The organism is Aquamicrobium terrae, assembly GCF_040545735.1.
In the GTDB taxonomy this organism is placed as follows: Bacteria; Pseudomonadota; Alphaproteobacteria; order Rhizobiales; family Rhizobiaceae; genus Mesorhizobium; species Mesorhizobium terrae_A.
Map to the genome: position 1 here is coordinate 97,573 of NZ_JBEPML010000012.1, position 13,714 is coordinate 111,286.

General features: G+C 60.3%; 16 protein-coding genes. 11 read left to right on the top strand and 5 right to left on the bottom strand.

Annotation, left to right across the window (positions count from 1 at the left end):
- The first annotated feature begins 84 nt into the window (after positions 1-84).
- From ABID37_RS17205 to ABID37_RS17220, 4 genes are read left to right on the top strand one after another with little or no spacing between them, the layout of a single operon-like run.
- Positions 85-1,332 (top strand): threonine synthase, encoded by a 1,248-nt coding sequence (locus tag ABID37_RS17205; protein ID WP_354196983.1) that lies wholly within the window; start codon positions 85-87, stop codon positions 1,330-1,332.
- A 22-nt stretch (positions 1,333-1,354) separates the two neighbouring features.
- A complete protein-coding gene (locus tag ABID37_RS17210) occupies positions 1,355-2,749 on the top strand; it encodes a M20/M25/M40 family metallo-hydrolase (protein ID WP_354196985.1) in 1,395 nt (464 codons plus the stop codon).
- A gap of 33 nt (positions 2,750-2,782) precedes the next feature.
- Positions 2,783-4,048: an MFS transporter gene (locus ABID37_RS17215; RefSeq protein ID WP_354196987.1), complete on the top strand. Its 1,266-nt coding sequence runs from the start codon at positions 2,783-2,785 to the stop codon at positions 4,046-4,048.
- Positions 4,045-5,043: a succinylglutamate desuccinylase/aspartoacylase family protein gene (locus ABID37_RS17220; protein WP_354196989.1), complete on the top strand. Its 999-nt coding sequence runs from the start codon at positions 4,045-4,047 to the stop codon at positions 5,041-5,043. Before ABID37_RS17215 ends, ABID37_RS17220 begins: the two co-directional genes overlap by 4 nt.
- Positions 5,044-5,045: 2 nt before the next feature.
- Here ABID37_RS17220 and hutC read toward each other — a convergent pair whose 3' ends face one another.
- Positions 5,046-5,816, bottom strand: coding sequence for a histidine utilization transcriptional repressor HutC (gene hutC, locus ABID37_RS17225; RefSeq protein ID WP_354196991.1), 771 nt, complete (start codon positions 5,814-5,816; stop codon positions 5,046-5,048).
- Between the two features lie 111 nt (positions 5,817-5,927).
- Here hutC and ABID37_RS17230 point away from each other — a divergent pair, with 111 nt between their 5' ends.
- A complete protein-coding gene (locus ABID37_RS17230) occupies positions 5,928-7,109 on the top strand; it encodes a M24 family metallopeptidase (RefSeq protein ID WP_354196993.1) in 1,182 nt (393 codons plus the stop codon).
- Between the two features lie 41 nt (positions 7,110-7,150).
- Positions 7,151-7,564 (top strand): hypothetical protein, encoded by a 414-nt coding sequence (locus tag ABID37_RS17235; RefSeq protein WP_354196995.1) that lies wholly within the window; start codon positions 7,151-7,153, stop codon positions 7,562-7,564.
- 455 nt (positions 7,565-8,019) lie between these two features.
- Here the strand turns inward: ABID37_RS17235 and ABID37_RS17240 are convergent, their stop codons facing one another.
- The gene (locus ABID37_RS17240; protein ID WP_354196997.1) at positions 8,020-8,670 is read right to left on the bottom strand and encodes a TetR/AcrR family transcriptional regulator; all 651 of its coding nucleotides are present in this window, start codon (positions 8,668-8,670) and stop codon (positions 8,020-8,022) included.
- Between the two features lie 117 nt (positions 8,671-8,787).
- Here ABID37_RS17240 and ABID37_RS26250 point away from each other — a divergent pair, with 117 nt between their 5' ends.
- From ABID37_RS26250 to ABID37_RS17265, 5 genes are read left to right on the top strand one after another with little or no spacing between them, the layout of a single operon-like run.
- Positions 8,788-9,066: a hypothetical protein gene (locus ABID37_RS26250; protein ID WP_435521580.1), complete on the top strand. Its 279-nt coding sequence runs from the start codon at positions 8,788-8,790 to the stop codon at positions 9,064-9,066.
- Positions 9,067-9,113: 47 nt separating this feature from the next.
- Positions 9,114-9,656, top strand: coding sequence for a hypothetical protein (locus tag ABID37_RS17250; protein WP_354196999.1), 543 nt, complete (start codon positions 9,114-9,116; stop codon positions 9,654-9,656).
- 12 nt (positions 9,657-9,668) lie between these two features.
- Complete coding sequence (locus tag ABID37_RS17255; protein ID WP_354197001.1) at positions 9,669-10,058, top strand: hypothetical protein; 390 nt, start codon at positions 9,669-9,671, stop codon at positions 10,056-10,058.
- A gap of 36 nt (positions 10,059-10,094) precedes the next feature.
- Positions 10,095-10,394: a hypothetical protein gene (locus ABID37_RS17260; RefSeq protein WP_354197003.1), complete on the top strand. Its 300-nt coding sequence runs from the start codon at positions 10,095-10,097 to the stop codon at positions 10,392-10,394.
- 16 nt (positions 10,395-10,410) lie between these two features.
- A complete protein-coding gene (locus ABID37_RS17265) occupies positions 10,411-11,787 on the top strand; it encodes a hypothetical protein (protein WP_354197004.1) in 1,377 nt (458 codons plus the stop codon).
- On the opposite strand, the gene ABID37_RS17270 is transcribed toward ABID37_RS17265, so the two are convergent.
- The 3 genes from ABID37_RS17270 to ABID37_RS17280 are packed head-to-tail and all read right to left on the bottom strand — an operon-like array spanning position 11,731 to position 13,543.
- The gene (locus tag ABID37_RS17270) at positions 11,731-12,282 is read right to left on the bottom strand and encodes a hypothetical protein (RefSeq protein ID WP_354197006.1); all 552 of its coding nucleotides are present in this window, start codon (positions 12,280-12,282) and stop codon (positions 11,731-11,733) included. The two genes, ABID37_RS17265 and ABID37_RS17270, sit on opposite strands and share 57 nt — an antisense overlap.
- Positions 12,279-12,827, bottom strand: coding sequence for a hypothetical protein (locus ABID37_RS17275; protein WP_354197008.1), 549 nt, complete (start codon positions 12,825-12,827; stop codon positions 12,279-12,281). The genes ABID37_RS17270 and ABID37_RS17275 overlap by 4 nt, the downstream gene beginning before the upstream one ends.
- Positions 12,824-13,543, bottom strand: a complete 720-nt coding sequence (locus ABID37_RS17280; protein ID WP_354197010.1) for a hypothetical protein — start codon at positions 13,541-13,543, stop codon at positions 12,824-12,826. Before ABID37_RS17280 ends, ABID37_RS17275 begins: the two co-directional genes overlap by 4 nt.
- Positions 13,544-13,714: the final 171 nt, after the last annotated feature.

A 13,714-nucleotide genomic window follows, 5' to 3' on the forward strand; every position in this document is an offset into this window, starting at 1 on the left:
AGACTGACTTAGCCGCCGACCAGGAGCCGCCTTGCGGCGCCTGACGGATAGCTGCGCCTGTTCAAAACATAGTGGTAAGCATCGATGACACATATTTTCGGCAATACAGCATCACTGGCAAAGACGCAGAGGTCGCTAGGGCCGGAGGTTTTTGAATATCCGCTGCTGCCGGCCCAACTGCATGGCTGCATCCAGAGCGCGACGCCCGACATTCAGTATCCGCTCGAAGTCGACTATGACTATGCGGCGGTTCGGCAGGCGACATTCCGGCGCGGGAGCAACTGGTCGAACTGGGAAGAGTTGCTGCCGCCGCGCCATCCGAAGGTGAATATGCCGGTGGGCAATACGCCGCTGGTAGATGTCTCCGCACTGGCGCCGGCGCATGCCGCCCGCCGCGTTCTGGTCAAGGACGAAAGCCGCAATCCAACCTGGAGCCATAAGGATCGGCTCAATACCTTCACGGTCAGTGCTGCGCTCTATGAGAATGCACAAACCATTATCGTTGCCTCATCCGGCAATCACGGCGTGTCGGCCGCCGCCATGGCCAGTCGTGCCGGCCTCAGCTGTATCGTCCTGACCATGCCTGAAGTCAGTGAAGCGTTTCGCGACATGATCCTCGGTTATGGCGCCTATCCGATCTACCTGAGCGCCGACGACCGCTGGCCCGCCATGCGCCAGTTGCAGGAGCTGCCCGGCTTCTATCCGGTCAGCAATCTGACAAAAACACATACCGGCCATCCCTGGGGACCGGAGGGCTACAAGACGATCGCCTACGAAATTCTGGCCGAACTTGATGGTGAAATCCCGGCCGCCGTTGTGGTGCCGACCGGATATGGCGAAATGCTCTACGGCATCTACAAGGGTTTCACGGAGGTCCAGCGGCTAGGGCATATAAACCGGATCCCGCAACTGGTGTCGGTGGAGCCTGCAGCACGCGGCCCGCTTTATCATGCACTGAAGGCCGGACGTGCGGCCGTCACGGTAGCGGCCGGGCCGACCGTGCAGTCAGGGACGGCAACCACGGTCAACGGCTATCGCTCGGTCGTGGCCATCCGGGAAAGTCGGGGCATCGCCATGGTCGTTACCGACGAGGCGGCGCGGGCGGCCCACAGGGCGATGGCACAGCAAGGACTCTGGCAGGAGATTTCATCGAGCGCAGCTCTGGCGGCACTTAACATGGTTGAGCGCTTTGAAAATGACGGCCCCATCGTGCTCATGGGATGTTCCACCGGTCTGAAGGAGCCGACGAAGCCCGCGCAGGCACATGCGATAGCGCCCGATATCGCTTCGCTGCGAGCCTATCTCAAAACCGAATTCGGTTTCGAATTCTGAGCGTATCGGCGGAGAAACGAGCATGACAGCGATCGAGGGCGTTCTGGCCAATGTCGATGCCAATCTGGACACGGCGATCCGTAAACTTCTGGCGCTGCTGGCCATCCCCTCGATATCGGGCGATCCTGCTTACGCGGGTTCCGTGGCGGCTGCGGCCGGCTGGCTCCAGGGCGAGTTGTCGGGCCTTGGCTTTGATGCCCGCATCGTGCCCACCGCCGGGCTGCCGGTCGTGCTCGCCCATTCGCGGCCGGACATGCACGAGGAGGGGCCGGGCCTGCTGTTCTACGGACACTATGATGTGCAGCCGGTGGGTAATCTGGAGGACTGGACCCATCCGCCCTTCGAACCTTCGCTGATCATGGAAGACGGACTGCGCCGCTTCTATGCCCGTGGTTCCTCGGACAGCAAAAGCCAGCTGTGGACTTTCATTGAGGCGCTGAGAGCCTGGAAGGAAACGCGCGGCGCATTTCCCGGCAAAATTACCATCCTGCTGGAAGGCGAGGAAGAGGCTGGCTCGGCCAGCTTACCCGCCTTCATCCGCGACCACCGGGATGAGCTGCAATGCGATGTCGCCTTCATCTGCGATTCCGATATGTGGTCGCCAACGCAGGCAGCCCTCACCACCCAGCTCAAGGGACTGGTTCATGAGAAGGTTACGATCTTTGGACCCAATCCCGATCTCCATTCCGGCTTTTTTGGCGCGGTGGCAGCAAATCCGATCCGTATCCTGAGCAATATCCTTTCAAGCCTGCACGATGCGACCGGAAAGGTCGCCATTGACGGCTTCTACGACGGCGTGCCGGATATTCCCGAGACCCTGCGGTGCCAGTGGCAGTCCCTGTGCGAAGGGGCGCATATGCTTGAAAGCACAGATCTGCGCGGAGGATCCATCGAGGCGGGCTATTCGCCGCTCGAAGCCATTTGGGGGCGGCCCACGGTCGACATGAATGGCATTACCGCTGGCAATCAGGGGCCCGGCGAGCGCTCGGTTCTGCCCGGATCGGCCACGGCGCGGTTGTCGTTCAGGCTTGTGAACGGTCAGGACCCCGAAACTGTCCGGGAAAAATTTCGAACCTTCGTGCGCCGACAGGTGCCGGACGGTTGCCGGGTGGAATTCGAAGGCGCCAATGGCAGCCGGGCTCTGGTAACAAGGCCGGAGAACCCCTTCCTGCAAGCTGTTTCAGATGGTCTCGAGGCCGAATGGCAGACGCCGACGGTTCACAAGGGAAGCGGTGGATCGGTGCCGCTGGCTGAAATGTTCAGCGACGTGCTTTCGGTCGAGTGCATCATCATCGGCTTCATCCTGTCCGACGATGCCATTCACGGACCCGATGAGCACTATGACGTGGAGCGCTTTCACAAAGGCGCGCGGAGCTGGGTGCGTATACTCGACAGGATCGCAGGCCTGAAGACATAGAACTCCCGTTCCTTCTCATCGGTATGGTTTGCTATGCGAAACTCAGGTTTCACCCTGCCTGACGGAAAATTTGTACGGCTTTGGACGGGGAGTGCGTCATCAGGGATGGCAACATGGGCGCTGCCTTTCCTCATGGGATTTGCAGTGTCGAATGGGGTCCTTTCTTCCGTAGTCCTTGGATCATCGCTGGCTATCCGAACAGTTGGTTTCCTGATCGCCGTTCCGATCGGCGGCATTCTGGCGGACCGTCTCGGCAGTCGCCGCATATTGTTTGCATCAGGCCTGATCGCTGCCGGCGGCACGGTTCTGATGATGCATTATCTGGGTGCAAACGATGTCTGCGCTCAGATGGTATTTGCTCTTGGAATGTTTCTTTCCGGCGCGGGACAGGGTGCCTGCCGTCCAGCCTATCAGGCGATCGTCCCGATGCTCGTGGCCCCCAAAAACCTGCAGAGCGCGAATGCAGCGCTGAGCCTTGCCGTGCGGGCGACGAATCTTACAGGGCCGGCTGCCGCAACGCTTCTTGCCGCGACTGCGGGCCTCAATGTTGCGTTTGTCGCAATTGCGCTTCTTTGGCTTCTAAGCGCTATGTTGCCACCATGGCCGCAAACGCCGCACACGGACAGAAGCCCCGGCGACGCGCGACGCACTCTGCTCAATCGCATCGCGGATGACCTTGCAGAAGGCTTCAGGGAGGCCCTGCGGCACTCCTGGTTCGTTGCCGGGCTCGGAGCGCTGGCTCTCGTTATAGGGGCTGGCTATTCGGTGACCTCCGTTCTCCTGCCCGTGCTCAGCAATCAGGTATATGACGGGCCCGTTCTGCTGACCGGATGTACTATGGCGCTGCTATGCGGGGCGATGGCGGGCGCCCTCACAGTTGCCCGGTGGCAACCAGACTACCGGGGGCGATGGGCGATTGGAGGGCTTTGCATTTACGGCTTCGTTCCGCTCAGCCTGCTGGTCCCGGAGCATTTCTGGATTCCATTGATTGCCTACTTCATTGCCGGCTGGGGTCTGGAATTGTTCAACGTCATATGGTTCACCGCCATCCAGCAGGAAGTATCGCCTGACAAGCTGGCGCGGGTATCGTCGCTGGACTTCATCGTCTCCTATGGCCTCGCCCCTGTCGGGCTTTCAGCGATCGGTCCACTTTCGGTCCATTTCGGAGCCACGCCGATATTGCTGGCCGCCTCGGTCATTTGTATCGGCGCAGCATCGCTGGCGCTGGCCATACCATCAAGTTCGTATTTCAGCACCGAAACCGCCGGAACACCATCGCCCGGCAGGAGAGAAAAATGACGGGACAAGTGTGGACCACAATCGATTTCGACAAACGCGGCATCCAGTCCGATTTTGCCCGGGTGCCCAATTCCACGGATAGCTCGGCCTATGGCTGGGTTCCCGTTCCGATGCTGTGCTTCAACGGCGGCGAGGGTCCAACGGTCCTGCTTACCGCCGGTACCCATGGCGACGAATATGAGGGGCAGATCGTGCTGCGGCGGCTTGCGCGGGAGCTGGCTGGAACAAGGCTGCGCGGACGGGTCATCATGCTGCCTGCGCTCAACCAGCCCGCAGTCGTCGCGGGGCGGCGCAACTCGCCGCTCGACGGCGGCAATCTCAATCGCGTCTTTCCGGGCAACCCGCGTGGCACGGTCACGGAACAAATCGCGCATTTCGTTGTGAAGACCCTGTTTCCGCTGGCCGATTATGTGATCGATCTTCATTCAGGCGGCAGTTCACTGGACTATCTGCCGGTTGCCTTTGCCCATCGTGGCCGCAATCGGGAACAGGCGGAACGCATAGAGACCCTGCTTGAGCATTTCGCAGCGCCCAATACGGTACTGACCGATGGACGCGGGGGAGGTGGAGACACGACACTTTATGCCTCGGCGGCCGCGCATGGCCTTGCCGCGCTCACCACAGAACTGGGAGGCGGAACGGGTTTGTCGCAACGCGGTGCTGCCATCGGCGAGGCGGGTGTGAGGCGTGTATTGCGGCATCTGGGCGTCGCCCCCGAGCTGGCAGCGCCTGAGCCTGAAAGTAGGCGGGAATTGCGCATGCTTCCACCGGAGACGTCGATCTACGCTCTGGCGGACGGCCTGTTCGAGCCGCTGATCGAAGTCGGGCAGCTCGTGCGGGCGGGGGATGTTGCCGGCTACATGCATCAGATCAGTTCGCCGCTGACCAGTCCTGCCGAACTGCGCCTTAACGCCGATGGCATCGTCATCTACCGACGCTTCCCGGTATTGAGCGCACCGGGAGATGCCCTGATAGGGTTCGCCGTGCCGGTCTGACGTCAGGTAATGCCCGAAGCGGGCAGCAACGGATTGAACTCACCGACAAACTCGTTGCGATATCCGGGAAAGGATAGCCTGACCCAGGTTACGACATCGTCGTCGGCCCAACTACGGCGCTCGGAGACAAGAAGAGGCTCCCCTTGCGCGAGACCAAGAGCATTGGCGATCCTGCGGCCGGGCAGGGTGGCCTTAACCGTATTGATCAGCTTGGTGCAGGGCAGACGTGCCAGCAGCCACTGATTGGGCAAAACGGACTGGAAGGATTCTGCCTCTGCTTCGGGAACGACGGAGAGGCGAATAAGCCGCTCCTCGAAAACTTCACCGACGTCATTGGCTTTGTGCAGCAAGGAAAGCCGAAGCAGCTTCTCGTCGCCATCGACATCGGTCCATATCTCGAACTCACGAGCAGTGATGACTCGCCGCTCCAGTACGTCGAAACTGTATCGGCGTCCGCTTTTCTCGATTTCGTTCTGAATGTCGATAACGCCGATGACAGCATGATTGTCGGTGCGTTCACTGACAAAAGTGCCGAGACGGGGGCGTCGGGTGATAAGCTTGGCGTCAGCAAGATTGCGGAGAACTTTGTTCAGCGGATTGCGCGAAACGCCCAGATGGCGCGCCAGCTCTTCTTCCGGAGGAATGTGATAACCCGGTGGCCAGGCGCCGCTCTGAATCTTCGCACGGATGGCGCGCTCGATCTGCTGGTGTCGTGGCCCATTGCCTTCGAGCACCAGATCGAATGAAGCAGTCTTGTCCTTGTCTGTCGCCATGTCCTCCCCGCTATTTGCGACGACCAAAAATCCTGTATAAGCGTGCAGAATTGTGATTACAATATTGGCGCAGGCATGTCTTGCCCCGGCTTTCCGGCAAAAGGGGACCAGATGAATTTCAGACAGGATGGGCTTGCTCTGGCCGCCGAACGCCGGACACGCTTTTTCAGCCGGACAGCAGTAGGGGCCGACGTGGTGGTGGCGTTCCAGCCCGCCAACCGGGGCTATCTGACAGGCTATTTCAGCATGGCGCAGGATATTGTGCCCGGTTACCGCTCGGCTGTCGTGGCAACTGCATCGAAGTTGGTGCTGGTCACGGGTGCCGCCGATGCCGGGCCGGCTCTCGAATGGGTCGGTGGTGCAGATGCGCTCTTCCGTTACGGGACGTTCTATTTCGAATCGGCTTCCGATCAGCTTGATCTGGATGTCGGGTGCCCGACCTATCCAGATTTCGATGCCGCTCTCATTGCCGCCGTCGATGCTGTTTCTCATCCCGGCGACACCATTGGCCTGGATCTGGTATCAATGAACGATCCCATGGCAGCACCACTGCTGGAGCGGCTGCAGCCGATCCAGCCGGTGTCGGTTTTCACAGCTCTCGCTGAAGCACGTTGCATTAAACTGCCGGGTGAGCTGGAGCGCATCCACCATGCCACGAAGCTGGTCGAACTGGGCCTCGAAACGGTACGAACCACGCTGCGGCCTGGCATGACCGAGGCGGAGATTGCCGCGGTTATGACCTCCGAAATGGTAGCAGGTGGCGCGCGACCTTATTTTGTCAGCGTGACTTCCGGGCCGCGTACGGCTTTGGCTGATGCCTATCCAACGGGGAGAGAAATCGGTCGGGGCGAGTTGTTGCGCATCGATGCCGGATGCGTTGTAGACGGCTTCTGCTCCGATATGGCGCGAACATTTGTTATTGGTGAGCCGGATGCCCTGATCGCCAAGCGTCACGACGCCATCGTGCAGGGGCTGCATCGGGAGCTTGAACTGGTCCGGGCGGGTGTTTCCGCCGACAGCCTGTTCCGGGAAACCATCGAAACCGTGCGCAGGCATGGCATTCCCGATTATCGCCGACACCATTGTGGACATGGATTGGGAATTGGCGGCTATGAAATGCCGATCATTGCTGCCGGCGTGGAGACCTCATTGCAGGCAGACATGTGTCTCTGCGTCGAAACCCCCTTCTATGAGCTCGGCTGGGGTGGCATGATGATTGAAGACACGATCGTGGTGACCGAGACCGGTTATGAGCCGATCACCACGATTTCGCAGGAATTGTTCGTTTGCTGAGCTGAACTTCTCCCCAACCCTTGAACAGATTTTAGCGGGAATTGAGCTACTTTCTGCACCTGCTGATCGGGTTGGTTTTCCTTGATTGCCTGCCAATATCCGGTCGCGTGAGTTGGTCGAAGTGCGACGTGTCTACACCTCACGGGCGCCGCACACAGTATGCGCATTTCACGCTGAGGTTCATCGTCCAGACGATGTGGTTGGGCTTGCAGCGGCTCGGCTGGCGCGGCGGCAGCCTGTTCGATCCGAGTATCGGCACGGGCATCTTGATGGGCGGTAATGCGACGGAGCATAGCGTGATCACTTGCTGGGAGAATGACGACGCAATCTCCCAACTCGACCGCTCGAAAAGTTATTGGGCCACGGAGACCCGGATAATGACCGTGGGGTTTCTCGCCGACGAGCAAACCACCGAGGTGTACGACGGAAATCTGGCGGATATCTCTCTGCTGTAGCTACTGGCTGGCGCTTCTTTTCTTTCCATCTAGCCGGAGTTGCCGTGATATCGGTCAGATCAAGGGGCAGCGTACGAGCAGATCGTAGGCCTGACTGGTTGACAAGCGCAGCTCGGCGGCCTCGGCCGCGCGTCTGCCGGAATAAAGCCTGGTGTTCTGGCTATCGGTGGTCGACTTTCAGCCCGGCAACACACTGTGACTGATCGTGCAGAAATCGAGCAAATCTAATCGTGCCATCGAGATCGGTAGCTTCACACGTTTCCCGGCCCACCACCGCGTGCGCGTCGTCCACCGTGTAAATCCGAGAACTCGACACGATCTTTATGGTGCATCTCCACCATCCCTTCACAATACGGCGCGTGGTCGCCTTCGTCCTTTTCAGCTCCGTCTGCGTGCACCTCATCGAGTAGAAAGTTCCCCCAGCCGGCGATCCAAAATCGGGGATCTCAGGTCCACTAGAGTCGGTCATGGACGGCTGACACAAGTTGTGGGACATTCAGGTCGATAGGACCTGCGGATCTGAGGCAAGTCTGCATGAGATTATCGACCAGGCGCTTCTCCTCGCCGGCTTGCAACGCCTTGCTCAGAGGCCCGACCAAGGTTTCCACGATAGCTCCGACGATGCACATCGAGGTGATCCCGGCGTCCTGGCGAACGAACTCACCTGCTTCGATACCCTCGTTGATCACGTTTTCGATGATTGCCCGGTATGGCTCACGGAATTTCAGCCTTTCCGTGTCGATGTCCTGATTGACGGATTCGACAAGCAGGGCCCACGCCAGCTTGCGGCCGGCTAGCGCCCGCCGGGCAAAGCTTCCGACCATTCGAGCCAAGCGTTCAGGTGCTGCGCCCTTCGCTTCGGCAACCTCGCGAAAGGCTTCGATCTCATGTCGGGAAGCGCGCTGGTACACTTCCGAAAATAGAGCCGTCTTCGACGGAAAGTGAACGTAGACGCTGCCTGTCGAAACGCCGGCCTCCTTGGCAATGTCGGGAATACTCGTCCTCCCATAGCCGGATTCCGCCACGAGGCGATGCGCCGCCGTCACGATCTGCTCGCGCGCGGCGTCGATCCGGCCTTGCATCTTGGGTGTGCGGCGGTAGGCCATTAAGTATTGAACCCCAATTCATTCTTTTGTATCGTGCTTCTTACAACAGATTGATCCGTCATGTCTCGGTCTTGAGGAAGTCAGGATGAAACACGGACCACAAGCTGGAATCTTACTTTGGCCGCGCGAATTGCGCGAGTGGATGTCGGCCGGATCGTCCAGGAACAATTCGGAGGAGTGGCTGAACGATCCTGCTCGGCAAGGAGCTTGCCGCCGAGTTGGGGCGGCTGGGTGGTCTATGTCCAGGCGAATCTTGCCGACGTCCCGGCCATCGCCTTGTACGAAAAGTTCGGTGTCCGGGAGGACGTCCTGCATTTCGACATCGCAGTCGTTGCCAAACGCATGGATAAAGGGGCTGTGAAGAGGCCGTCTGCAGGCTACCCGCCCGGCACATAGCCGCGTTTCCTTGTCACCGCTTTCGTCACTCCTATGGAGGAAATCCCATGAGACCAATTGTTGCAGCCGTTTTTCTTGTCGGCGGCCTCCTTTGCGGCCTTCCGGCCTCCGCCCAGACTCCAGGATCTACGGCAGCCTTTGAGATGCCGCTCAACGTCGATGACTGGCGACCGGACATTGTCGGGCAGAACGGCATGTATCGGTTTCGACAGGCGCAGGGCGGCTGCCAGATTACCTTCGTACAAAATCTCGGTGCGGATGCGGCAAAGGCGGCGGGCCGCACAACGGCCGATACGATCGAAGCCTATGTGAAACGCTTGAGCGCGCAGGTCGGCGATGTGATGAGGACCAAAGCTCCCGACCTCGTGCTGCGAGCCAACATCGGAAATCCGGTAAGCTTCATGTCGGAGGAGGTTCGCTATCGTGGGAACGACGGCGCTGAGTATCGCAACCGGATTGCGACCCAATGGGTGGAGGCCGTGGAACTGTTGATCGTCGCTGCCTGTCCGTCCAGCGAATGGGAGAGCCAGAAAGCTGCCATCGACGCTTTCATCAATAAGGTCTCCGTACATCGCTCGACGAAATTATAAAGGAGAGCCTGCATGAAACAATACAATGAAGCAGGGCGCGCTGCTTGCTCATATCTAGCAGGTTGGATCGTCGATGGATGGCGCAGCGCGACAATTCTGGCGATCGCTGCTTTCAGTCAGCCCACTTCGGCGCAGACGGGGCATTTTCCCCATGCGCGGGAAACGAATGAGCAATTGATCGCCCTCTACGACAAGGCTGCAGACCTATGCGTGCGCAATCCTCATCGAGACGTCGAGGTGGCGGTCGCGTGCCAATCCATGGCGATCTATGGAATGGCCCTCAACGAACGCGGCATGTGCCGCGGTAAGCAGGATGAGGCCAATGCCTTCCACAAATGGCATGAATGTGAGGCTGGCTCGATGCGCTTTCCCGAAGTCGAGCTGCCCGCGAGTTTCCGATAACCGTAGGCGCACGGGGCGAATGAAGGCTTCGCGCATATGAAAAAAGCTCGCAGAAAAGCCAGGGCGATCCTCATCAAGAGGATCAAGCAGATCGGAATGATTGCAAGCGGGGCAGGGTTCTTTTCATGGGCGACCTACAATGTAATACTGTTGATAATGGACGGTACGGTATACGGTGGGTCATACGGGTATCGCCGCTGGCTTCGCTATGAGGTAGACGGCGCCACATTCGTGGCGCACGCCGTTATGCATATTGTCGTTCTGGCTGCGCTCGCATTTGTGGGCCTTTTTTTTGCAGTTCATTTTATGAAAGTCGTGAAAGCGCGTTGGTTGTAAACAGTAACGGCGTACCATGACCCTGCATATCATCGGCACCCATATCCAACTGAGCACAAAGCTTCTCCTGCGGTTCGGGGCGCCCCTCGGCGCCATCTGGATGGGCGGCTATCTGCTCAACATCCTCTTGCTGCGCGGCGCGGTCGAGATCGGGCTCCTCAGCCGGTTCGCGGGGCTGATCGCGCTTGCGCCGATCATTCTGCTCCAGCTCGTCGTCTTCGCCGCAATGTTCATCGTGCTGCGTGACGGGCTGCCGCTGCTACGAAGACGCAAGGACCCGCCCTCGCCGGAAACACCGGAAGCGAAGGCATCGGAGGTCCGCGACGGTAGCGTCTTCGCCGGCGCCCTGTTGGCCGTCCTCATTCCGTTCTACGGCTATTATGCGGGATGGGGCTTTCTGTCGAACACCCTGCGCGACTATTCCAAGCTGTTCCTCGACACCCAGATGAGCCGGATCGATTTCCAGAAGCCGGACAATTTCGGGCCGACTGCGCTGGAGGTGGAGGGTTCCTTGTGGATTGCGGTGGCGGTTCTGGTCATATGGGCGCTTCGCCGAACCGCCAAGGAACTGCACAAGAAGACCGGCAGCGGTCTCTGGTCCCTGCTTGTCGTCGCCTGCGAGGCGACATGGGCGATGCTCGGCCTCTATCTGATCTCGAAATGGCAGGCCGACTTGGCGGGGTGGCTCGCGCAATTTCCTTCGCCGCAGGAGCTGTTGCGGTCGTTGATATCGGCGGCCAGGGCCGAGGTAACGAGCCCGGCCGCGCGCCCGGTGGACTGGCCCGCCGAGTTCGAGCTTTCGCAATGGTTGACTTCTTTGTTCTGGTACTCGGCCCTGCCGCTGATCTGGTTCAATCTCGGCGCCATCATCTACGGCCACGACCTGAACATGATGACGAGCGCGACAAGGCGCGTCACAGACCGCGTGTTGAATCGCTGGACCAGCCTGCCGAAGCCGCTTACCGATTTCATCGACTACTTTTGGGGCGGCGTCGTCAGGCGATGGCACGCGGTCGTCAACGGCGTGATGCTGGCCGCGTCGGCCGGCGTCGCGCTCACCGTTTCCGTCATCGTGCTGTGGCGACTGGCCGATTGGCTGGGACGGTGGGCATGGAATGGCGCCGCGCATCTCATTGGCCCGCAGGATCCGCTGGTCTGGCGGCTCGCCCAGAAGCCGCTGAACATGCTGTTCGGCATGCCGGGGCAGCCGCAAGATGGTGTCGTCATCGTCGTCGTGCAGTTCTGCATCCTCGCCGCCGGGCTGGAACTTGCCGGGCGCGCCCAGGCTCGCGCGAACGTCGCGCCGGCGTCGCAAGGCGGACAGGGCAAAGACGCTTTATTGCTCGGGCTTGATGGTGCGCACGTTCGGACTGATCTCGAAAGCAAGCGCTGACGGGCGCGTGCCGGGGCCCGAGATGTGCAGGGTTACCCGGTCGAGGGCAGCCCTTGGAAGGCGGTAAAGCTGGTCCACCGTCGTGCGCCCGGATTCGACAAGGCCCGAGAGGTTGCAGGGGCGGTTGTCCTTGTTGTCTGATGCAAGAAGCTGCACGACCCCGCTCACCGCCATATCGTATAGCGGCAACCAGATCTCGCCATTCTCGCCGCGGATGCTGGCGCGGCAATCGACCCATGCCGACGCGGTCTCGGACGATGCCTCAAGATCCAGGCGCACGAAGAGCAGGCCGCGCTCCGGCCTGCTCTCGATGACCACGGCCTGTGCTTCCGTGACCCTGACACGAAGGCCTTCCAGTTCGCCTTCAGCAGCATCGGCCCGCACCACGTTCCATTCCCTCTGGTGGGCGAAGTCCCTGAAATCGGACCAGCCCGTCACGACCAGCGTGACTGCGAACAGGGCAAGCGCGATTCCGAGCCAGAGGACATGCCTCATGGTTCGAGCCTCAGCAGGTCCTGCTTTTCCGGCAGGGTTGGCGGCGCGGCAAAGTGCACGGCGCTGTCCAGAATCGGATCGCCGCGCGCCAGCAGCGCTAGCGTCCCGCCGGCGATCTCGTCGTCGGGCAACTCGAACACTGCAAGCGCCGTGTCTTCCAGCCCGGGCTGGAACCAGGCGGAAAGCAGGGTGTGCGGCACGTTTTCGATACGAATCGTCTGGCTGTACTGGCGCCCCGTCGCGCCGAGCCAGATCGCCTCGATCTGTCGCGATTCCTTGTGAGCGCCTATGGAAAGCTCGGCGACAAGGAACGTTGCGGATGTGTCGCGCACCACGTCAGTGCCAAAGGCCGCATAGGAAATCGCGCCGGCAGACCGAAGCCCGACCAGCTTCGCCTTGAACAGCCGTCCCTGCCCGACGCCGTTCTCGTCGGCATGGACGCCAAAGGGCTGGAAGCTGCTGTTGTAGTCCGGCAGCGTGTTCATCATCGCCCCGAGGAACCCGGCTCCGAGAAGTGCGGCCACCAGATTGGCGAGATGCTTCATGCGCCGCCCTCCGGCCGTGCGGTCAGCACGCCCGTCGGGTAGGGCATGAGCCAGCTTGCCTTGGCATAGAGATTGTCCTTTAGCTTGAACTGCTCTGCGGAAAATTCGATCGCCACCTCCTGCGCGCGCCAGTTCTCGGGCAGGTCCCAGACGATCGACACATCCTCGGCTACGCGGGGATGGAGCTGCCTCAGAGGTTCCTTGTCGCGGTCGAGAATGACCTGTGGGGCGGGAAATTTCCTGCCGCCCGAGGAAAGCACAGGCAGCAGTTCAGGGAAACCGAATACCGCAACCTGGCTCTCGCCGGTCACGTTCTCCAGCCGGCCCGCGAGAACGAGTTTCCGGCTGCCCTTGGCGCCGGCCGCCGGCGAAGGCGCCGTGTTTTCGACGGTGAGCCTTCGCGGCGTGAACACCCCGCGTCCCACCTTCACGGGTTGATCGAAAGCGATACGCGGCGGCGCATCCGGAACGCGCGCTTCCTCAACCTTCATCCACCATGTCGCCGCAATGGCGGCGATGACGCCGATCGTAGCGGCGATCCGCACCCATATCTGACGGAATGCGGAACTCAGCAAGGGTCGAACCATGGCGACATAAAAGCGAAAGTCCCGCGCAGGTTCAACCCGGCTGGCGATGGCTGCAACGGACTGACGCGCAAATAACGTAAGAAGGTGCCGAAAAAGTCCCAAACCGGCGATAACTGACTTGTCCCTCACAGCAGAAATAACCGCTGACGATGACCCTCAGCTGGATCCGGTTTCGGAAGCGAGGATCGCCGATACCAATGACCGAGATGGGGTCGACACCTGCCGACTAGCTGATCACGGTTCGCGCCGTGATACCAGAACGGCTCGACCTCGTGGAAAGGGAAACAGGCCTCATGCGTC

Bases quoted from the DNA above. Each gene is read 5' to 3' on its own strand.
- ABID37_RS17240 (WP_354196997.1), bottom strand. From the start codon at position 8,670: ATGGCCTACCGCCGCACACCCAAGATGCAAGGCCGGATCGACGCCGCG.
- ABID37_RS17255 (WP_354197001.1), top strand. From the start codon at position 9,669: ATGAAACAATACAATGAAGCAGGGCGCGCTGCTTGCTCATATCTAGCA.
- ABID37_RS17275 (WP_354197008.1), bottom strand. From the start codon at position 12,827: ATGAAGCATCTCGCCAATCTGGTGGCCGCACTTCTCGGAGCCGGGTTC.
- ABID37_RS17230 (WP_354196993.1), top strand. From the start codon at position 5,928: ATGAATTTCAGACAGGATGGGCTTGCTCTGGCCGCCGAACGCCGGACA.
- ABID37_RS17250 (WP_354196999.1), top strand. From the start codon at position 9,114: ATGAGACCAATTGTTGCAGCCGTTTTTCTTGTCGGCGGCCTCCTTTGC.
- ABID37_RS17260 (WP_354197003.1), top strand. From the start codon at position 10,095: ATGAAAAAAGCTCGCAGAAAAGCCAGGGCGATCCTCATCAAGAGGATC.
- ABID37_RS17220 (WP_354196989.1), top strand. From the start codon at position 4,045: ATGACGGGACAAGTGTGGACCACAATCGATTTCGACAAACGCGGCATC.
- ABID37_RS17270 (WP_354197006.1), bottom strand. From the start codon at position 12,282: ATGAGGCATGTCCTCTGGCTCGGAATCGCGCTTGCCCTGTTCGCAGTC.
- ABID37_RS17265 (WP_354197004.1), top strand. From the start codon at position 10,411: ATGACCCTGCATATCATCGGCACCCATATCCAACTGAGCACAAAGCTT.
- ABID37_RS17210 (WP_354196985.1), top strand. From the start codon at position 1,355: ATGACAGCGATCGAGGGCGTTCTGGCCAATGTCGATGCCAATCTGGAC.
- ABID37_RS17205 (WP_354196983.1), top strand. From the start codon at position 85: ATGACACATATTTTCGGCAATACAGCATCACTGGCAAAGACGCAGAGG.
- ABID37_RS17215 (WP_354196987.1), top strand. From the start codon at position 2,783: ATGCGAAACTCAGGTTTCACCCTGCCTGACGGAAAATTTGTACGGCTT.
- hutC (WP_354196991.1), bottom strand. From the start codon at position 5,816: ATGGCGACAGACAAGGACAAGACTGCTTCATTCGATCTGGTGCTCGAA.